Source organism: Falsihalocynthiibacter sp. CO-5D18, assembly GCF_041205445.1.
GTDB lineage: Bacteria > Pseudomonadota > Alphaproteobacteria > Rhodobacterales > Rhodobacteraceae > Falsihalocynthiibacter > Falsihalocynthiibacter arcticus.
The window spans coordinates 76209-95014 of sequence record NZ_JBGFCF010000015.1; the positions used below are offsets into that span (position 1 = coordinate 76209).

At 50.8% G+C, this 18806-nt stretch carries 19 protein-coding genes; 6 read left to right on the plus strand and 13 right to left on the minus strand.

Features of this window, described 5'->3' with window-relative positions:
• Window positions 1–149: 149 nt before the first annotated feature.
• The 7 genes from AB9F27_RS17700 to AB9F27_RS17730 form a co-directional block, all read right to left on the minus strand.
• Window positions 150–1034: a polysaccharide deacetylase family protein gene (locus AB9F27_RS17700; RefSeq protein ID WP_335586761.1), complete on the minus strand. Its 885-nt coding sequence runs from the start codon at window positions 1032–1034 to the stop codon at window positions 150–152.
• 3 nt (window positions 1035–1037) lie between these two features.
• Window positions 1038–1463, minus strand: a complete 426-nt coding sequence (locus AB9F27_RS17705; RefSeq protein WP_335586760.1) for a nuclear transport factor 2 family protein — start codon at window positions 1461–1463, stop codon at window positions 1038–1040.
• 103 nt (window positions 1464–1566) lie between these two features.
• Entirely contained in the window at window positions 1567–2205 is a 639-nt protein-coding gene (locus AB9F27_RS17710; protein ID WP_335586759.1) for an aspartate/glutamate racemase family protein, read from the minus strand.
• Window positions 2202–3041 (minus strand): ABC transporter permease, encoded by an 840-nt coding sequence (locus AB9F27_RS17715; protein WP_335586758.1) that lies wholly within the window; start codon window positions 3039–3041, stop codon window positions 2202–2204. Before AB9F27_RS17715 ends, AB9F27_RS17710 begins: the two co-directional genes overlap by 4 nt.
• On the minus strand, window positions 3042–3905 hold the full coding sequence (locus AB9F27_RS17720) for an ABC transporter permease (RefSeq protein WP_335586757.1): 864 nt from the start codon (window positions 3903–3905) through the stop codon (window positions 3042–3044).
• A gap of 60 nt (window positions 3906–3965) precedes the next feature.
• Window positions 3966–5252 (minus strand): PotD/PotF family extracellular solute-binding protein, encoded by a 1287-nt coding sequence (locus AB9F27_RS17725; protein ID WP_335586756.1) that lies wholly within the window; start codon window positions 5250–5252, stop codon window positions 3966–3968.
• 30 nt (window positions 5253–5282) lie between these two features.
• The gene (locus tag AB9F27_RS17730) at window positions 5283–6269 is read right to left on the minus strand and encodes an ABC transporter ATP-binding protein (protein WP_335586755.1); all 987 of its coding nucleotides are present in this window, start codon (window positions 6267–6269) and stop codon (window positions 5283–5285) included.
• A gap of 246 nt (window positions 6270–6515) precedes the next feature.
• Here AB9F27_RS17730 and AB9F27_RS17735 point away from each other — a divergent pair, with 246 nt between their 5' ends.
• Entirely contained in the window at window positions 6516–7223 is a 708-nt protein-coding gene (locus AB9F27_RS17735; RefSeq protein ID WP_369757981.1) for a GntR family transcriptional regulator, read from the plus strand.
• Between the two features lie 79 nt (window positions 7224–7302).
• On the opposite strand, the gene AB9F27_RS17740 is transcribed toward AB9F27_RS17735, so the two are convergent.
• Together AB9F27_RS17740 and AB9F27_RS17745 are read right to left on the minus strand one after the other, a co-directional pair.
• A complete protein-coding gene (locus tag AB9F27_RS17740) occupies window positions 7303–7446 on the minus strand; it encodes a hypothetical protein (protein WP_335586753.1) in 144 nt (47 codons plus the stop codon).
• A 234-nt stretch (window positions 7447–7680) separates the two neighbouring features.
• Window positions 7681–8388: an IS6 family transposase gene (locus tag AB9F27_RS17745; protein WP_335586752.1), complete on the minus strand. Its 708-nt coding sequence runs from the start codon at window positions 8386–8388 to the stop codon at window positions 7681–7683.
• Window positions 8389–8720: 332 nt separating this feature from the next.
• On the opposite strand from AB9F27_RS17745, the gene AB9F27_RS17750 reads away from it, so the two are divergent.
• From AB9F27_RS17750 to AB9F27_RS17765, 4 genes are all read left to right on the plus strand, one after another.
• Window positions 8721–10793 carry a prolyl oligopeptidase family serine peptidase gene (locus AB9F27_RS17750; RefSeq protein ID WP_335586751.1) on the plus strand — a complete coding sequence of 691 codons (2073 nt, stop codon included), beginning with the start codon at window positions 8721–8723 and terminating at the stop codon, window positions 10791–10793.
• Between the two features lie 342 nt (window positions 10794–11135).
• Complete coding sequence (locus tag AB9F27_RS17755) at window positions 11136–13190, plus strand: pyridoxal-dependent decarboxylase (RefSeq protein WP_369757982.1); 2055 nt, start codon at window positions 11136–11138, stop codon at window positions 13188–13190.
• Between the two features lie 38 nt (window positions 13191–13228).
• Entirely contained in the window at window positions 13229–14110 is an 882-nt protein-coding gene (locus AB9F27_RS17760; RefSeq protein ID WP_335586749.1) for a hypothetical protein, read from the plus strand.
• A complete protein-coding gene (locus AB9F27_RS17765; RefSeq protein WP_335586748.1) occupies window positions 14107–14925 on the plus strand; it encodes an adenylate/guanylate cyclase domain-containing protein in 819 nt (272 codons plus the stop codon). The genes AB9F27_RS17760 and AB9F27_RS17765 overlap by 4 nt, the downstream gene beginning before the upstream one ends.
• Before the next feature lie 40 nt (window positions 14926–14965).
• Here AB9F27_RS17765 and AB9F27_RS17770 read toward each other — a convergent pair whose 3' ends face one another.
• Window positions 14966–15613 carry a cyclic nucleotide-binding domain-containing protein gene (locus tag AB9F27_RS17770; RefSeq protein WP_369757983.1) on the minus strand — a complete coding sequence of 216 codons (648 nt, stop codon included), beginning with the start codon at window positions 15611–15613 and terminating at the stop codon, window positions 14966–14968.
• A 53-nt stretch (window positions 15614–15666) separates the two neighbouring features.
• Window positions 15667–16317, minus strand: coding sequence for a cyclic nucleotide-binding domain-containing protein (locus tag AB9F27_RS17775; RefSeq protein ID WP_335586746.1), 651 nt, complete (start codon window positions 16315–16317; stop codon window positions 15667–15669).
• A gap of 220 nt (window positions 16318–16537) precedes the next feature.
• Here AB9F27_RS17775 and AB9F27_RS17780 point away from each other — a divergent pair, with 220 nt between their 5' ends.
• Window positions 16538–17227, plus strand: coding sequence for a cyclic nucleotide-binding domain-containing protein (locus AB9F27_RS17780; protein ID WP_335586745.1), 690 nt, complete (start codon window positions 16538–16540; stop codon window positions 17225–17227).
• 166 nt (window positions 17228–17393) lie between these two features.
• On the opposite strand, the gene AB9F27_RS17785 is transcribed toward AB9F27_RS17780, so the two are convergent.
• Window positions 17394–18038: an IS6 family transposase gene (locus AB9F27_RS17785; RefSeq protein WP_369757984.1), complete on the minus strand. Its 645-nt coding sequence runs from the start codon at window positions 18036–18038 to the stop codon at window positions 17394–17396.
• Window positions 18039–18091: 53 nt separating this feature from the next.
• Window positions 18092–18799, minus strand: coding sequence for an IS6 family transposase (locus tag AB9F27_RS17790; RefSeq protein WP_369757985.1), 708 nt, complete (start codon window positions 18797–18799; stop codon window positions 18092–18094).
• Window positions 18800–18806: the final 7 nt, after the last annotated feature.

The window sequence follows — 18806 nt, forward strand, 5'->3', positions numbered from 1 at the left end:
GAACCACTCCGTGAGAGCAGTTGCGCGTTTTGGTTGATGGATTGCCTGCTTTCGAGATGCCTTTGGTGGTTGAAGTGGTTATAGATTGGGCTGTGATAACTGCCGCTAAAAGTTGTGTGGTTCCCCTAAAGAGCCTGCCAACGACTGGATCAAGCGATGAGCGTTGGTATCTGCTGGCGACAATAGTCATGGATCTCTCCGCTTTTAGTCAGCCAAATTTGATCTCGTTGGGACGCAACATGGAGAAGTGCCCGTCGCAAATGTCGCAACCGAAACGGCTGGCCTACGAGGTATGGATGTAGAGCAATACCCATGACAAGGGGCTGATGTGTTGACTGTTCTAACATCTCATCAAAGTTATCAATGATCATATCGGCGAAATCGGACGCACTATCTTTACGCGCCACAATGGACGGGATGTCGTTGATTTCTTGCGGGTATGGAATCGACAAAAGGCGTCCGTTCGAGGTTTGCATCCAGACCGGCTGATCATCCATGGACCAGTTGAGCGTGTATCTATACCCCGCCTCCACCAACAGCTCCGGCGTATCGTGACTTTCGGAGATCCAAGGTGACAGCCAACCTTTAGGACATGTACCTTCGCCCTTTTTCAGTATCGCAGTGGCCTCTGAAATTAGCGCGGCCTCACCCTTGTGACCAAGAGTATTTTGACGTTCAGAATTCGTGCGCCCATGCCCGACGACCTCATCTCCACGCTCGCGAAACGCCGTCATGAGATCAGGCGCGTACCCATACATAGCGCTGTTCGCAATCACGGTGGCAGGCAAGTCCAACGCATTGAACATGTCAAGTATCCGCCAAGCACCGACGCGGTTTCCGTAATCACGCCACGCGTAATTCAGGACGGCAGGCTGAGGACCACCGGGCGCCAGTTCGGCACCAAGACCCTCTCCGAAAGCAAAATGTTCAAGGTTAAGCCCAATATAAACAGCAAGCCGTTTACCATCTGGCCAGCTATAGTCCGCGCGTTTGGGAATTGGGGAGTAAGAGTAGCGCCCGTGATCTTTTAACATTATTTAAAGTTCCGCTTCCGCGAGGCCAGCTTTGTGCAGCAATATTTCGGCGCTGTCATTCCAAACATTCGTGCTCACAATTTTTCCGTCGCGAACAACAAACTTGTCCATGTACCGATTGTTCTCAAACGATATTCCGTCTTTCCATTCACCAAAAAGATACCCCGTGTTGTAGACGTGGACGTCTCCCGTCTCCGCATCTAACGCTGCATCAGTACGCAAGAACCGCTTTTTAACCCATGCGTACCGTTTGGCATTAAAAGCAGTGCTTTCAACTGGCCCAGAAAAATTACGCCCTCCCGTGAAAACCAAATGAAAGTCATCGCTGACATAGGCCGCCGCCCCCTTGGGATCGGGTATCATCGAGCGCTCAAGGTAGTTTTCCACGATGGTTTTGGCAGCAGCTATTACATCAACTTTAATATCCATGTCGTCCTCCTTTTGAAATTTAGGGCACCAAGGGCTTTACCCCCGCAACGGTGCTGCCGGATAAATTTGAATATGCCTCTATTCGGGTAAATCGTCTTCTCGACTAAATGAGTATACGCGCTATTTTTGTTGCAGCGACGACTCCATCCACCAATCGGACTGGGCTATCTTCACCAAAAATCGCAGGGATTCCCACCATTCCCGCACATCCAAGAACCACGCTTTGAACACGGTCTTCGCTCACGGCGCGGTTAATTTCAGCAATAACCTTTGGGTTGGCCGTCTCAGGGTCGGTTTCCAAATCGAGCACAGGGACACCACTGGCGCGCACTTTTGCAAGGTGCCCCGTGAGGCCATAACTTTGTATATTGCTTTCAAGCACCGGCACCGACACATCTAGAGTTGTGACAACAGAAAACCGCTCCCCCGCAAGGGCGGCAAGGTGATACGCGGCTTGACCAATGCCAATGACCGGACAGGCAGCAATTTTGCGCGCTTGAGAGAGGCCGGTATCATCAAAACAACCGATGATAATTGCTTGCGCGCCCTTTGCCGCTGCCAAACGCACGAGTTTTAACAAGGGAGGAATGCTGTCTTCCCCGTCTTTCGGGCCTTGAATAGCGGGAGGTCCGTCATGCGACGTCCAGCCTTCAATTGCCACGTCTGGAGTTGCGGAACGCGCTATATCCACCATCGCGTCGGTCATGGTTTCAGTGCTGTTTGGGTTGATAATAACGATCATACCATTCCCTTACCCGCGTCGGTTCCTACTTTTGCGCGCCTCCGCTTACCAAGGAGCGCAAGACCAAGGAACACTCCAATGATGGCGAGCGAAAACACGGTTGTTAACGTGCCAAGCGCATAGAGAACTGGGGAGGTGACATTCGTTGTCATCCCGTAAATTTCCAACGGCAAAGTGTTGTAGCTCCCTGCGGTAAGCAAAGTCCGCGCGAACTCATCATAACTTAGCGTGAAGCCAAAGAGAGCCACGCCGATCAAAGACGGCGCGATAATCGGTAGCACCACGTGTTGGATCGTTTGCCACGGGGTTGCGCCCAGATCGCGCGCGGCTTCCTCATAACTCTTATCAAAGCGATTGAAGACTGCGAACATGATCAGCAGTCCAAACGGCAAGGTCCACGTGAGCTGCGATCCAAATCCAGACGTCGCCCAATGCACCGTTAAGCCGGATTGAGAAAACAGCAACCCGACCCCAAGCGAAATAAGGATAGACGGGATCACGAGGGATGTAATGATGAGGTAGAAGAGAATAGACGACCCGGGGAAGCGCTTGCGAAACGCCAGTCCTCCCATCACCGAAACAACCACAGTTGTCACCATAACCATCATCCCAAGGGCTATACTGCGGCGAAAACTACCCCAGATATCACCGACGGATTGTTGCTCAAAAAGATCTCGAAACCAATAAAGTGAAACCCCGCGCATTGGAAAAGTGAGACCACCGCCTTTACCCTGAAAGGACAAAATTCCTATGGTCATTGTTGGGCCGTAAAGGAACGCGAGAAACAGTATAAAAAACGCGGTCAACACGTAGAAAGAGCGGGAACGCGGTTCCATTTAGAGCTCCTTTCTGATGTCGACAAAGCGCAACATTATGCCAATCACTATGAGAACGGTGAGCAGCAGAACAATTGCGGTTGCCGATGCGGATGGATATTGCAGAAGCGAAATATCGTTTGAAATCAGACGGCCGACGTTGGCCGACTGGCTACCGGACATAAACCGGACTGTGATGAAATCTCCCATGACTAGGGTCACAACGAAGATCGTGCCGATCATAATACCAGGCTTGGTCAGAGGGAGGATGACGTTCCAAAGGATCTGCGCACCATTTGCGCCTCCGTCCCTCGCCGCCTCGATCAAAGACTTATCTATGCGCATCATCGTATTGAAAATTGGCACGACCATGAACAGGGTATAGAGGTGGATAAAGGCGAGGATCACGGCAAAGTCGCTAAACAATAACCAATCGACTGGCTCATCAATCACACCCCAAGACATGAGTGCCGAGTTTGCGATTCCATTTCGCCCGAGAAATGGAATCCAACTTATCATCCGAATAATATTGCTGGTCCAGAATGGAATTGTGCATATTAAAAACAAGGCGATTTGCCACGTAAGCGTTCGAATGTGGAAAGCCAGATAGTAGGCGACTGTAAATCCAATACTGAATGTGAAAATCCAGGTAATCAGCGCGTATTTAAAGGTGTTGAAGAATACGCGATATGTGACGGACGATCCAAATAGGAACTCATAATTTTCGAAGTCAAAAGCTGGAATAATTGAGAATTCGGTTGCGCGCCAAAAGCTAACGATGGCGATCATGATAATCGGAGCCACAAGAAATACCAGCAAGATGAGCACCAAGGGAGACACCATGAGCCATCCCGTTAAGGCCTTGCTTTCGCGTAATTTTAACATAATTTTCCAAATTTCGCAGAGATGGGTTGCGCAACGAAATTACCGCGCAACCCAGTTATTCTAGGCCGCGATGAACTCATTCCATTTGCGCACCATGTATTGGTTTTCGTCCATTACGGAGTTCCAACAAGCCACGGCACCCATCCGTTCTGTGAACGATCCGCCATCACGTGTGGCGCCTGCATCAGCCAATGTGTCTCCGAATGGCGATGTAATGATGTCGGTAGATTTTTTACCTTCGAACCAATAGCCCCACTCATTTTCAGACATAAATTGCTTGGAGGTTTCAGGAACAGCGGAGTAGTAACCTTGGCGCATCAAGAAGCCGCCAACCCAACCAGAGAGGTACCAGTTGATGTATTCGTAAGCTGCTTCCAACTCCAAGCCAGAAAGTGCTGCAGAAATCCCCAAACCACCGCCCCAGCTGCGGTAGCCTTCTTCGAGCGGTTGATAAACGCAATCAATGCCCTTGGATTTTACGGCTGTGATCGCCGGAGACCACATGGATTGAATAACGACCTCGCCAGACGCCATTAGATTTACACTCTCGTCAAACGATTTCCAAAAGGCGCGGAACTGGCCGTTTTTCTTGGCTTCCGTGAAGATAGCGAAAGTAAGGTCGATCTCTTCTTTGGTCATGTTGCCTTTGTCGGGGTATGTATATTCACCCATGGATTCCACAACCATCGCCATATCCATAATACCGATGGAGGAGATGTCGAGGATGGACGCCTTGCCCTTGAATTCAGGGTTGAGCAACTCAGACCAATTATTGATTGGACGATTGATCAAATCTGGGCGGATGCCAAGTGTGTCGGCATTGTAAATAGTAGGGATCAAAGTCATCCAACCGGATTCTTCTTGCACAAAATCGGTACCGTTTTGGCCGGAGGTAAAGCCAACGGTATGCGGCGCGGTTCCTTGGGCGATCACGCTTTCGGGTGTCAACTTACCCGAGCGGAACGTGCCAACGATCTTGTCGTAATTCGCAAGTTTTGACGTGTCCATGGCCTGCAAATTGCCGGCAGCCCAGACCTTTTTACAGATGAAATACTCGATATCTGCAATGTCAAAGCTGTTGGGCTGCGTCGCGGCGCGTTGAGTTACGCTGTCCGTATCAAGAGCTGTCATTTCAAGAGTGAAGCCGAGGTCTTCTTTGACCTTTGTGGCCACTTCATTGAGGTTGGAAACCCCTGTACCAAACTGACGTATTGTGACGTCTTTGATGTTTTGAGCCCAAACCATAGGTGCGCCCATTGTTGCGGCACCCGCGGCAATTGCTGTTGAGGCGGCGCCCTTTAGCAGGGTACGGCGGCTCAGGCCGGATCGTTTCGTGAAGTTTGTCATATTGCTCTCCTAGTCGATAAAAATACTGTGTTAAGCTGTCAATTTATGTAGGTTGTTTTTGTCCCATGTCAGACCAATTTGATCGCCGGGATTTTGCGGGTTCTCGAAGAAATCACCCTCGGCCACAAGAGCTGTAACTTCTTGATCTCCAGCAATTTTTGCCATGATAGACACGTGGGTACCTTGATACTCAACCGCCATCACATTGGCAGATAGAGTCCCCTTTTCGGCCGTTGTTACCGCAACTTCATCTGTGCGAATTGAATAGCGGCCTTCGGGAAGTGCGATAACGTTGTGTCCGCCGATAAACTGCGCAACAAAACTGGTTTTTGGGGCTTTAAATACTTCACGCGCGGGTCCGGCCTGCTCGATAACGGCGTTATTCATCACGACGATTTCATCCGCCAACGCCAGTGCTTCATCTTGGCCGTGGGTGACATGAACAAAGCTAATCCCAAGTTCTTTTTGGAGCCTTTTTAACTCAGTGCGCATTCGAACTCGCAGGAAGGGGTCTAGTGCCGACAATGGCTCGTCTAGGAGCAAAGCCTGAGGCCGAGTGATCAAAGCCCGCGCTAGGGCGACGCGCTGTTGCTGGCCACCAGAAAGCTGATCAGGAAGTCGATCACTAAGCACACTGAGATCAACTAACTCAAGCATCTCACCGGCTTTTGTGCGACGTTCCTTAAGGTCGACGCCCTTCATTTTTAGACTAAAAGCGACATTATCCACGACACTCAAATGAGGAAAAAGAGCGTAGCTCTGGAACATCATAGCTGTGCCGCGTTTGGCTGGCGGCAAGCGCGAAATATCGCGCCCTGCAAGCAAAATTGAGCCTTCACTTATACTCTCATGTCCAGCGATCATACGAAGAGTCGAGGATTTCCCACAACCGGACGGACCAAGAAGGCATGTGTAACTGGAAGGTTTAAAATGATGGCTGATCGCATCAACAGCCACAGTTGGACCGTAACGTTTGGTAACCGATATCAACTCGAGATCTAGGACAGGCTTATTCATAATTCCCCCGTTGCGTTGACTTATTTGAAGACTGAGTCGCAGGTGAAATCAAACGTACCCGCACGCCAAAAGACCGAGGCGGTCCACTTTGCCCGATATTTGGTCAGTTTATCTGATATGCGCCCATTTTATGAACACAACTTGAATTAAGTTTGTATACAATAACAATCCACTTCGCATTCAATGTGTGATTCTCTTGTCTACAGCCTGGAGGTCTGCCATGAGTTGAATTGAAGGAAACAAACTATGCTACCGACCTCAAAGACAACCTCAGCGGCTCCAGAAAAAAGAAGTTCTAGTGATCGCGTTGCAAAGGCGCTTGCCCTCGCAATTCATGAGCACCGTCTCGCTCCAGGAACAAAACTTGGGGAAGATGAGATTGGGGAGATTTACAACGTTTCTCGGACTGTGGTGCGCTCAGCATTACAATATTTAGCGCATATCCAGCTTGTTGAAATTCAACGTAACCGTGGTGCACATGTTGCAAAGCCGAGCTTGCGAGAAGCCCGCGAAATATTTGAAGCGCGGGAATTGTTAGAGCCTCGGACCGCGAGTTCTGCCGCCCTGAACGCAACTCGAGCAGATGTCGCAAAATTAAAAAAGCACATCACAGAGGAGCATGCAGCCCTGGATGCCGGAGACATTGGCCGCGCACTTTACCTATCTGGCCAATTCCATATTGAAATTGCACGGATTGCTGGTCAGGCGACCATTGCCGGTTTCGTTGAAACTCTGATTGCAAGATCGTCGCTCATCATTGCGCTTTATTGGCGGCGACAAAGTGCGTTGTGCGAGAGCCACGCTCACAATGCCTTGGTTCAATCGATCCAAGATCATGAAGCCACGCGGGCCGAAGAGCTAATGCGAAGCCATTTAGTTGATCTTCATTCTGCGCTCGACCTGCGCGAAAGCCCCAAACAAATGAAAAAATTGCGGGATGTTCTAACACCATGAGATGTTCAGTCAGGCGAAGGCCGAACGCATCTCTGCTAGGCCATTATCACCGCCCTTAATTGCGCGAACCCGCCTCAAATCAGTCGCCGCCAAGTATATCCAATGCTGCGCTTGTGCCACGGGTTTGATAGGTGCCAACCCCCATCTTCGCGACGATACCGCCGTTCAGTACGATGGTCTCTCCCCGCAGAATTGTGCGTGTGGGCCATCCCGTAATACGCATCCCCTCATAAGGTGCGTAGTCGCAACCGTGATGCAGATTGTCCTGCGAAATAACAGCTGTTTTGGTCGGATCCCAAAGAGTGATGTCGGCGTCTGAACGATTACAAGTGCGCCTTTCTGAGGATAGAGACCACAGAGTTTGGCAGGGTTCGTTGAGGTCAGCGCAACAAAGCGCTCCAGCGGGTGGTGTCAGACTAATTCGAACTCGTCTCTACTAGGCCAGTAGTGCTGTCCTTTATGCCGCGCAAAGGCCGCGCCACTCGGCAAGAGCGGCGGTTCGTGAGCGCTTAAAATGAACTCTTTGGGAAAGGCTGCGATCCTGATTCAAGTGGTTGAAAACAGATGCGTGGACGGAGACAAATTTCTGTAAACTTCCCATTCGGCGAAAGCGGTGCATGGCGCGTTCTCGTCGTCGAAACGGTAGATGAGAATTCTCCGCTCGATTGTTTTTCCAGCGCCCGAAATCCTGTCTCTGCGCATTGCCAATTTCTTTCATCGCCGCGCCGTAAGACCGAAGGCGATCGGTCACGATGACATGTGGTGGACCAAAGCGCTTCATCACTTTTCTGAGGAATTTCAATGCCGCTTTGCGATCACGGCGCTTAGTGACATAGCTTTCAAGCACCTCACCTTCGTGATCAACCGCGCGCCATAAATAGTGACGTTCACCGTTGATTTTTACGAACATTTCATCCAGATGCCATTGCCAGTTCGAATACGCCCGCAGTTGTTGAATCCGTTTACGACGGATTTCCGAAGCGAAGATTGGGCCAAAGCGGTTCCACCAAAACCGGACAGTTTCGTAGCTAACATCGACGCCTCTCTCGTGCAAAAGATCCTCTACATTGCGCAGTGAAAGAGGAAACCGGACGTACATCATCACCGCCAGGCGAATGATTTCTGGGCTGGTCTTGAAATAGCGAAATGGGGAGCGTTTTGCCATCCGTAGATGCTAGATCAGCGCCCTGCCCGTCTCAAGCGAATTTAATCTGACACTACCCCCTTGTTTCCTCTGACACCGCCAATCCTCCACATTGCGGAGCGACAGCGGGACCCGAGCATACATCATAACTGCCAGGCGGATGGTTTCAGGAGACGTCTTGAAGTAGCGAAATGGCGAAGATTTTGTCATCCGCAAACGCTACGAAACCGTCCTACCATGTTCAAGTCAGTTTCTTCTGACAGTGCCTCATTGCTGCTTCTTTCCCTAAGAGCCGACAAAAAAGTTGCCGTGGGTTCATCTTCCACTCTAGTATGTTGTCATCAGGGGGCTAAATGGCGGATTTTATAGAACAAGTTGAGATACGCGGATATGGTGAGTGGTTGTCGCCGCTCGCCCCTGCATCACTTGCTGAGGGCACCCGGAAAGTTGAAAAGATTTGCCTAGACGGTGATGCGATCTTTTGGGTCGAGAGCAGGCCAGACGAAGCGGGCCGTAGTGCCATAATGCGCTGGACGCCCACCACAGGTGTTGAGGACGCAACCTCGCGTTGGTTTAGCGCCCGTACGACTGTCAACTCATATGGAGGTGGGGCGCTTGGTGTAAAGGACGGGGTGTTGGCCTTCACTCAATATCAGGCCGATGCTTTTCCCAAAACACGTGATCAACGGGTTCATCTGTGCGTTGGGGGCAAGCTTCCCAAACCTATTACACCCCCTGTCGCAGCAACATACGCGGACTTCGAACTCGATCCTGCGCATGGCGTAGTCTACGCTGTAATGGAAGAGACAAGCGTAATTACAAACGGGCAGCCCACGCAATCACTCGTTGCATTGGATCTAGCAGGGGAGCGGCCGCCGAGGATTATCGCGCAAGGGGGCGACTTTTATTCCAGCCCCAGACTTTCACCGGATGGTACGCAGCTTTGCTGGATCACTTGGAATTACCCTTCCATGCCATGGGAGGGAACGCAGCTTTGGGTCACTCAAATTGATCCATCTGGAGCCCCCCGCGATCCCCGCATGATTGCTGGTGCGCCAGCAGAACATATCGACCAACTGTCAAACCCCGTCCTTGCCGATCTTATGCGTTTTTCTGACGAAGCGATCGTAAATCCGGTTTGGTCGCTCGATGGACATCTATATGTCATATCAGACCGTGTGAAAATTGACGGGGATTATTGGGCAAACATTTGTAAAGTCGAAGGGGATACCCTTAAACCTGTAACCCGCGAAACAGGAGAATATGCGGCGCCTGCATGGAGGTTGGGAGGGACCTCGTTTGGGTTCGCGTCACCGGACAGAATTATCGCATGTGTCACACGAAACGGTACTTGGTCGCTTGTCAGCGTGGACGTGGCATCCGGCGCTGTAAACGCGATCGAAACTGAGTTTTCTTCGATCCAGCATTTGTATGTGTCCAATGGATATGCCGTATTTCTTGCAGGGTCATTTACCAAGCCCTCCGCGATCTATCGGATGGATCTAGAGACCAACGCAATCGAGCTAATCCGACCCACAGCGCCGCCGATAAAAGACGAAGTGCGCGCCTGTATCGCAGAACCGCAGACGATCACATTTCCCAGCGGTCCAGATGGCGAAGCGCAGGCCCATGCCTTTTACTATGCGCCCAAGAACCCCAATTTCAAAGCCCCCGAAGGAGAAAAGCCTCCGCTGATGATCCTTATTCACGGAGGGCCCACAGCGCCTGCAAGTGCTGGGCTTGACATGACAATCCCATTCTTCACTTCGCGCGGGTTCGCAGTGGTGGATGTTAATTATCGGGGAAGCACAGGATTTGGCAGAGCCTTTAGACGGGCTATGTATGGCGCTTGGGGGAAGGTCGACGTCGAGGACTGTGTAGGCGCGGTGAAAGCCCTTGTTCAGGGCGGCCATGTTGATCCTTACAGGGTTGTGTCGCGCGGAGGATCATCTGGCGGTTTTACCACTCTGGCACTCGCGACATTTACGGATCAACTGGGAGCGGCAGCCAGCTATTATGGTATTTCAAATCTTGAGATGATCGCAAAGGTCACAGACAAACTTGAGGCGCGCTACGCAGAATTATTACTGGGCCCCTACCCTATGGCCTCAAAGCTTTTCCGCGCGCGCTCGCCGCTATTCCACGTGGGACAGATCGATTGCCCCATTATTCTTTTCCAAGGCACCGAAGATCCGGTTGTTCCACCGCAACAGGCACATGTTCTGATTGACGAGTTGAACGCACGAAAGTTGCCGCACGCATTTGAGTTTTATGATGGTGAGGGGCACGGGTTCGGTCGGGCATCTTCGATTGTCGACTCGGTTGAAAAGGAGCTGTCTTTCTACGGAACATTTCTTGGGTTTGTGCCTGCTGAACCCTTACGCGAGCCGCGGATTCATAATTATGACTCCGACGCAACAAGGTGATCGTATTTACCCAGAGCAATATTTGACAAAATAACACATGCCCAAGGAGATGCACATTTGACGAACCAACATCGTAGCAAAAACTTGCACCAGTCAATAGATGCCTTTCGTCGGCGTCATCCCGACAAGCTCAGCCTAAACAAGCCAGTATCAGTCGGCACCCCGGCAGCTTGGTTCTTGGGCCCGAAAGGCGAAAACGAAGCGGTATTTCGCAAATTGTTAGACCAGGCAATCAAAGCTAATCTCGAGGCGCGCCGAACGTATCAACCCGAAGACCCACATATGGCGCCCCTTGCCGTTTTCAGTGATGAAAACCCTGCTTACCGGCGATCGACAGACTTAATGGAGGAGAGACTTTCCGAAGTCTTGGCACATCTGCGATCCTCCATTCCGCTTTCCAGCTATCGCAATCAGTCCCACATGTACTGGGACACCACGCTTCCGTCGCTCGTTGGATATATGGCAGGATTGCTCTATAATCAGAACAACGTCGCGACGGAGGCCTCTCCGGTCACAACGCTGCTTGAGATGGCCGTCTGTGACGATATTTGCCGCATGTTGGGCTACAGAGACCCTGAAACCGAGAGCGATTTGCCGCGACCTTGGGGGCATCTGACCTGCGACGGTTCGGTCGCTAATTCGGAATCAATCTGGGCCGTGCGCAACCTCAAATATTTGCCTCTGGCGTTGGTTGATGCCATCCGACACGATCCAGCGCTTTCGGACGGGCGTAACGTCACGGTTCTGACGCTCGACGGCAAACGCAAAACTTTGATTGATTTGACGAGCTGGGAGCTTCTTAACCTGCCGATTGATGAAGCAATTGGCTTGTTGGTACGCGTGACCGCTTCGGCTGGTATAGATGCCAATGCGCTTGCAGCCAGCTTAGCGGGGCGGACAATCGCTGATCTCGGCATGATTGATTTTTCGCGCCTCTATTTGCCAGACGTACCTGCTCCGGTTATTTTTGCGCCTGCAACGGCGCATTATTCGTGGCCTAAGGGCGCATCGCTTGTTGGGCTTGGTCGGGCCAGCGTGCTGCCTGTTCGTGTGGATCTTGATGGTCGGATGGACACGGTCGATTTGCGGCGCCACCTTGACCGTTGCCTTGCTGAGAAACGGCCCGTTCTTCAAGTTGTTGCAGTCATGGGAACAACTGAAGAAAGCGCGGTGGATCCACTCGCTGATATTGCTGATATTCGTGACGAATACCGGCAATTGGGACTTGAGTTCTCGCTTCATGCAGATGCGGCTTGGGGTGGCTACTTTGCATCCATGTTGCGTCCTTCCAAACTTGAGATTGATATCGCGTCTCGAGGTCTCGAAGGTAGCGATGAGGAGGCGCGACTTATGTCGCGGCACCTTGGCGTTCAGGAAGGGCATCGCGGTGCGCAGGAGCGGCCCGAATTAGACGATCCATTTTTTGCCCACGACCTTGGGATGTCGCCCGGGATTATGATGGGGAGCTATGTAACCAAACAATATGAAGCCTTCGCGCGATGCGATACGATCACGGTCGATCCGCATAAGGCCGGTTTCATCCCTTATGCTGTGGGATCACTCGTTTATCGCAATGGCGCGATGCGAGACGTTGTCGCTTTTACCGCCCCTGTTGTATTTCACGGCGGGACAGTTCCAAGCGTCGGCGTCTATGGAATTGAAGGTTCAAAACCAGGTGCAGTCGCCGCCGCTGTCTATCTTTCACATGCAGTCATTCCAGCCGATAAATCGGGCTATGGGCGATTACTGGCAAAATGTATGTTCAATTCAAAGCGTTTCTATTGTGCGCTCTTGGCTGAATTCGCCTCGGATGACGATGTTACGCTGACGCCATTTCAAAGGCTTCCAGCAGAGCGTGATGGCGGCAACAGTTATGAGGTTGCGCAACAATGCGACTATATTGCCCGGCAAATTGTCCCATTGAAAAATGATGCCTTGATTGAGAAGCTTTTCCACGACTCGGAGATGATGGAATTGTTCACCCGCCTCGGTTCGGATCAGACAATTTGCGCGTATACTATCAATTTCAAAACCGCTGAGGGTATCAACCGCGACCTTGGTTTGATGAACGAGCTAAATGCTGCGCTTTTCAACGAACTGTCGGTGCAAGAGTTCGGGGGGGATAACGTTCCCAAAGCACCGCTGTTTGTGACATCCTCCCAGTTTGGACCAAGCACCTACGGGCAAGATTTCGTAGATCACTTTGCGACGCGTTGTGGCGTTGATCCGGTTCCCGGAATGGATATCAAATTTCTGACGTCGACCCAGCAAAACCCCTTCATGACATCCACCGCTGACGGTGATCTCACTCCGATGCTTGCCAAGACCCTGAAGGACAAAGCCAAAAAATTAGCAGCAGATTTACGGCGCAAGTACGGCCTGTCGGACCCAGTCTAGCGCTTTCACCCCAAATATGCTCTGAAAGGATGCCGCACATGGATAATATGACAACAACGAGGCCATCAAATTTCGTCACAAACCACCCTCATCAACATGCTTTGATTTTGGTTGGCGATAAGGACGTTTTTGGGGTTCATATGACCCAATATCATCACGAAGAGCACAAGTATCAGCTCGTTATCAAACTCGAACTGCCGCCCGAGGCCAAATCAACATACAATGAGGCGCGCGAGATGTATCCGCTTGATACATTTGTCCTTTGCAATGATGACGCGGATTCTGCCCAGTTTATGATCCCAGAGATTCCATCCGGCCGCCGCCCGACATTCAAAGCGAACATCTTTCAGGGGCTTCCAGCCTTCACAGACGAAGAAGAAGCAGACCCGCACTTTTTCCCATGGGACAAAAAACGCTTAAAACCAATTATCGCGGACATTGATGTGCGTGTTGAGCGCATTGTGACTTATCGCCCGTTTTCCCATCATCTTAAGCAACCCGACTATGCGACCTACCTACTCTGGGGAGAAGGGGATGAAGCACATATGACCAACTTGCAAACCGCATCGTTGAGCTCTGGCAAGTTTGAGGTGCCAATGTTTGGCCCAGACTATGATCACATTATGAGCTTGGCAGAAGCGCCGCTATGGTTGGACAAGCCGCTTCTTGAGGCGGGTATTGTGGTGTCGGCCCCTGATCTACGTCTTTGCGATCCAAAAACCGGAAATCGAACAATTCCTAAAGACGTGCCCTTTAAGGAAGGGGAGGCAATCTCGGTACTTTACCGCGGCATGGGGCCAGTTCGAAAAGTCAAAGCCGGACCTACATTCTTGGCTGCGACCGCAGTCTGTAACAGCCCAGGAGTGCTTGAAGAACCGTCGCTCATTATGAGTGCATCACCAAAGGATCCTAAAAAATGAGCACAATTCCACAGTTGGACGAATTCGCCCGTGAAGAAGGAAACGAAGAGCTTTGGCATCAAGTTTTTCAAATCGGACATCCGGTCCTAGCGAAAAAGCAAAGGCGCTATTCCATGTTGCCGGGCCGAACGCGATGCAAGATGTGTTACGCGCCATTGAACGGTTTTGGTGGCTGGATTACCAAACGAATGGGCCTAGAGGCATCGTCGCGAAATCCGCTATTCTGTAACGCATGCGATGGATTTTTGAAGGCGTTCCCGGGCGGTGCAGAGGTTGATCTGGCGATCATGTTCTGTGATTTGCGCGGCTCGGTCGAGATTTCCTCTCGCATGTCCCCCAAAGAATTTAAAGAATTGATCGTTTTTATGCGCGAAACAATCATTCCGGTTCTTTGGCGTTCAGAGGGATTTGTACTGCAGTTTCAAGGCGATTCAATAATTGGCGTTTGGCCTCCTGGTTTTAGCGGTGAGGATTATGTGAAGAAGGCAGTCGAAGGCGCTTTTAAAATGACCGAGACATTGAAGAATGCGACCTTTAAGGGCGAGAGCGTGCCCGTGGGGATCGCCTTGCACTCAGGACGCGCCTATCTGGGCACTGTTGCATCGGTTGGCAATGACCTGCAAGAAATTAGCGCGTTCGGCTATGATGTGAACGTTGCCGCACGACTTTCCGATGCCGCACAGGCTGGCGAGGTTTTGATCAGCGAAGCGGCGCTCAATGCGGCTGGCCGACAGAACGAAGCCGTTGACCTGCAAAGTTTCGATCTCAAGGGCGTTGAAATGACGGTTCAGGCAGGTCACCTGATAAAGCAATAAATTTGAGGGGACAGGTATTACAGATGTCTTGCCCGCGCCCTCATGAGACAGATGGAATTTTTATGTTGTCATTCAATTTTAGCTGGTTGTGTAGAGTTGTCTGATTTTCAATTAGGCGCGACGTAATAAGCATGGTGAGCGCCAACGCAAAGTCTGGGTGGTCTTCAAAAACCTTCATGACTGTCGTCCGGTTGATCCATGATGTTTCAACTTGCCCGACTGCGCTCACAGTTCCAGTGCGAAGTCCTTCGCCCGAAAACAGGCCGATTTCGCCGAATATCTCGCCTGTTTTGATCGTTTGCTCAACGCCTTCAACTCTGACTTCGCCGTCGATTATGACATAAAGTCGGTCCGCTAGATCGCCTTTGCTGAATATTTGGGACCCGGCCTCAAATTTCTCAAACGTCATGAACGGCATCAGTATGTTTATTTCGGGGGGATGGCTGAACGTACTGGCTATCCTGCGCCGTAGCATTAACTGCTGCTGTAGGCGCCAAATGTTTATCGGAAATAGTAATCCGTGCAAAACAAGAATGGGGGTCAACCCTGCGACTCCAGCATAGATTATAAAAAGGACGTTTGAAGCTGCGGCAATCAACCGAAGTGATAGGAGGGTCTGCATACAGAATGTCAAGAATACTAGCGCCGAGGCCGCAAAACCGATGAGTTCGACAGTTTGAAATGACATCGTTCGATACTCACATTAGGATTGGGGAACTCTTTTCAGTGGCAGTTATGCAACTAAGAAACTGCTTGGTCGGAATATTCCGATTTAATGGGCAATTTGCGGGCGGAATTTAGTAAACGCTGCGTAATGGTCCGCATGACCGCCATGCCAAAGCGCGGGTCTTCGAACTGCAACCGCATAAGCTGCTTTTCAGTTAAAGCGTAAACCTCAGCTTGTTCGATACAGCTTGCAGTTGCGGTTCGTGTGGCTGCATCCGTGAAGAATGCTATCTCTCCGAAAATATCACCTGCCACCATTTCTACTCCTAACTCCACAATGGAAATCCTCCCCGTTTCAATGAAGTAGAGGTAATCGGTTCCATCACCTTTCCTGAACACAGTCTCCCCTTTGGTAAAGTGCAGCTGCTTTCCATATGCCTTAATAACAGAGAAATCGAACTGGCTCTTTTCGCTTTTGTAGTTCACCTTCACACGTAACGAAAGAACCTGCCAGAACCGATAAATATTGATCGGAAGCAAGATCAACTCCATTGCCAAAAGTGGCCATAGCTGAAGCGAAAATGAATACAGCGCGAAGCAAATTGATGAGGAAATCGCCAGTATGCGTAGCGGCAACATTGTACCGACAGAGTAACTAGCCACAGTAAGAAACGATGCCAACCAACCGACTGCTTCTATCCAGTTCAGATGTGCGAATTGATCCATAGTTTCCTTTCTGCACAGTTGGGCGAGACCAGTCCTCTGCTTTTTTTTCAGGCTTGAACTATGAGGGTTAAAGGGATTGAAGATAAAGGGAAAAGCGCCAACTATACTGAAATTTCGTATTCAGAAAGTTCATCCCGCGAGGTTTTTTGAGTGTTTGCATTGAGATATGCCTTTCATCTGGCTAATGATGTAATGAAAAATCAACAGTTGCGGATGTATAATGGAAGACTTGCTCTTAACTGACTATCTGGTCTTTGCAGCGGCTGGAATGTTCGTCTTTGGATATTTGGTCATCAATCAGGTGGTCTTGCGGACGATGCTACTTATCGGAACTGTCCTCTACATTTGGTATTATGCAATCGTCGATAGCACGCCGCTTTGGCCTGCAATCTGGGCAAGTGTCGCGACAGGGACTGCAAATACTTTGGGGCTGCTGGGTTTGATGTACAGACGCTCTGCTAGGGCAATCCCCAAGGAATTCCGAGACATTTATCTCCACTTCAACAATCTGCCCCCTGGAGATTTCAGAAAACTGATGCGTGCGACAAGCCGGGTCGTTAGGCCGGCTGGATTCGAGCTAACCACTGCTGGCACAAAGGTCGCCACGCTTTACTACATCCTTGATGGTGAGGCTCATATCGAAAAAAGAAACGGAAGTTTTTCGATTCCGCAAAACTCATTCATCGGGGAAGTTTCTTTTTTGACAGGAAACTCGGCCTCGGGCACTGCAGTATTGTCCCGAGAGAGCACTGTGCTGGAGTGGAATGTGAATGTACTGAAGCGCCATGCCGCGCGTGATCCACGTTTCAGGCTTGCGCTAGATGCATTGATTTCTTTGGATCTTGCAAGAAAAGTATCACAATCGGTGCTGTCTGACAAATTCGAACTCGTCTCAGCTAGGCCAGTGTGACTGCCCTTTATGCCGCGCAAAGACCGCGCCACTCAGCCAGAGCAGCAGTGCGGTTGTTCTTGAAATGATCTCTTTGGGAAAGGCTGCGCTCCTGATTGAAATGGTTGAAAACGGTGGTGTCAGACTTAATCGAACTCGTCTCAGCTAGGCCAGTACCCCTGCCCTTTTATGCCGCACAAAGGCCGCGCCACTCGGCGAGTGCGGCAGTGCGGTTGGCCTTGAAGTGATCGCGTTGGGAGAGGCTTCGGTCTTGATTGAAATGGTTGTGAATGGAAGCGTGGACAGCAACGAATTTCTGCAAGGTTCGCATGCGCCTGAAGCGGATCATTGCCCGTTCTCTTCGTCGGAATGGCTGATGTGAATTCTCGGCACGATTGTTGAGCCAGCGGCCAGTTTCCTGTTTGTCGGCGCTGCCGATGACCTTCATCGCCGCACCGTAGGGTCGCAGTTTGTCGGTCACGAAGATATGCGGGTTGCCATGCCGTTTCATCGTTTTCCTGAGGAATTTCAATGCAGCTTTGCGATCGCGGCGCTTTGTAACGAAGCTTTCGAGAACTTCCCCTTCGTGATCGACCGCGCGCCAAAGGTAGTGCTGCTCCCCATTTATTTTCACGAACACTTCATCCATGTGCCATTGCCAATGTGTCCCCGAACGCATTCGGTCCACCCGTCTCCTACGGATTTCCGCAGCAAACACTGGGCCAAAGCGGTTCCACCAGAAACGGACTGACTCGTGGCTGATGGCGATGCCGCGTTCATGCAGAAAATCCTCCACATTCCGGAGCGACAGAGGAATCCGGACATACATCATGGTGGTGTCAGACGAATTCGAACTCGTCTCAGCTAGGCCAGTGAGACTGCCCTTTATGCCGCGCAAAGACCGCGCCACTCAGCCAGAGCAGCAGTGCGGTTCATCTTGAAATGACCTCTTTGGGAAAGGCTGCGCTCCTGATTGAAGTGGTTAAAAACGGATGCATGGACGGAAACAAATTTCTGCAAGGTTCGCATGCGCCTAAAGCGGATCATGGCACTCTCTCGTCGTCGAAACGGCAAGTGCGAATTTTCAGCGCGATTGTTTTTCCAACGACCCGTTTCCTGTTTCGCCACGTTACCAACTACCTTCATCGCGGCGCCGTATGAGCGAAGTTTGTCGGTAACTAATACCTCGGCTTTACCATGACGTTTCATTGTTTTCTTAAGAAATTTCAATGCGGCCTTGCGATCCCGGCGCTTCGTAACGTAGGATTCCAACACTTCACCCTCGTGATCCACGGCACGCCATAGATAGTGCAGTTCGCCGTTTATCTTCACAAAAACTTCGTCAAGGTGCCATTGCCAATTCGAGTAACATCGTATCCGACTAACCCGCGTTCTACGGATCTCAGCTGCAAACATTGGGCCAAATCGGTTCCACCAGAAACGGACGGTTTCGTGGCTGACATCGATGCCTCGTTCATGCAGAAGATCTTCAACATTCCTAAGCGACAATGGGAACCGAACGTAGAGCATCACTGCAAGACGGATGATTTCAGGACTCGTTTTGAAGTAGCGGAAAGGGGAGCGTTTTGTCATGGGCGAA

Bases quoted from the DNA above. Each gene is read 5' to 3' on its own strand.
- AB9F27_RS17780 (WP_335586745.1), top strand. From the start codon at position 16,538: ATGGAAGACTTGCTCTTAACTGACTATCTGGTCTTTGCAGCGGCTGGA.
- AB9F27_RS17765 (WP_335586748.1), top strand. From the start codon at position 14,107: ATGAGCACAATTCCACAGTTGGACGAATTCGCCCGTGAAGAAGGAAAC.
- AB9F27_RS17735 (WP_369757981.1), top strand. From the start codon at position 6,516: ATGCTACCGACCTCAAAGACAACCTCAGCGGCTCCAGAAAAAAGAAGT.
- AB9F27_RS17755 (WP_369757982.1), top strand. From the start codon at position 11,136: ATGGAGGAGAGACTTTCCGAAGTCTTGGCACATCTGCGATCCTCCATT.
- AB9F27_RS17790 (WP_369757985.1), bottom strand. From the start codon at position 18,799: ATGACAAAACGCTCCCCTTTCCGCTACTTCAAAACGAGTCCTGAAATC.
- AB9F27_RS17705 (WP_335586760.1), bottom strand. From the start codon at position 1,463: ATGGATATTAAAGTTGATGTAATAGCTGCTGCCAAAACCATCGTGGAA.
- AB9F27_RS17785 (WP_369757984.1), bottom strand. From the start codon at position 18,038: ATGATGTATGTCCGGATTCCTCTGTCGCTCCGGAATGTGGAGGATTTT.
- AB9F27_RS17715 (WP_335586758.1), bottom strand. From the start codon at position 3,041: ATGGAACCGCGTTCCCGCTCTTTCTACGTGTTGACCGCGTTTTTTATA.
- AB9F27_RS17740 (WP_335586753.1), bottom strand. From the start codon at position 7,446: ATGCGTATTACGGGATGGCCCACACGCACAATTCTGCGGGGAGAGACC.
- AB9F27_RS17725 (WP_335586756.1), bottom strand. From the start codon at position 5,252: ATGACAAACTTCACGAAACGATCCGGCCTGAGCCGCCGTACCCTGCTA.
- AB9F27_RS17760 (WP_335586749.1), top strand. From the start codon at position 13,229: ATGGATAATATGACAACAACGAGGCCATCAAATTTCGTCACAAACCAC.
- AB9F27_RS17710 (WP_335586759.1), bottom strand. From the start codon at position 2,205: ATGATCGTTATTATCAACCCAAACAGCACTGAAACCATGACCGACGCG.
- AB9F27_RS17775 (WP_335586746.1), bottom strand. From the start codon at position 16,317: ATGGATCAATTCGCACATCTGAACTGGATAGAAGCAGTCGGTTGGTTG.
- AB9F27_RS17700 (WP_335586761.1), bottom strand. From the start codon at position 1,034: ATGTTAAAAGATCACGGGCGCTACTCTTACTCCCCAATTCCCAAACGC.
- AB9F27_RS17730 (WP_335586755.1), bottom strand. From the start codon at position 6,269: ATGAATAAGCCTGTCCTAGATCTCGAGTTGATATCGGTTACCAAACGT.
- AB9F27_RS17745 (WP_335586752.1), bottom strand. From the start codon at position 8,388: ATGGCAAAACGCTCCCCATTTCGCTATTTCAAGACCAGCCCAGAAATC.
- AB9F27_RS17770 (WP_369757983.1), bottom strand. From the start codon at position 15,613: ATGTCATTTCAAACTGTCGAACTCATCGGTTTTGCGGCCTCGGCGCTA.
- AB9F27_RS17720 (WP_335586757.1), bottom strand. From the start codon at position 3,905: ATGTTAAAATTACGCGAAAGCAAGGCCTTAACGGGATGGCTCATGGTG.
- AB9F27_RS17750 (WP_335586751.1), top strand. From the start codon at position 8,721: ATGGCGGATTTTATAGAACAAGTTGAGATACGCGGATATGGTGAGTGG.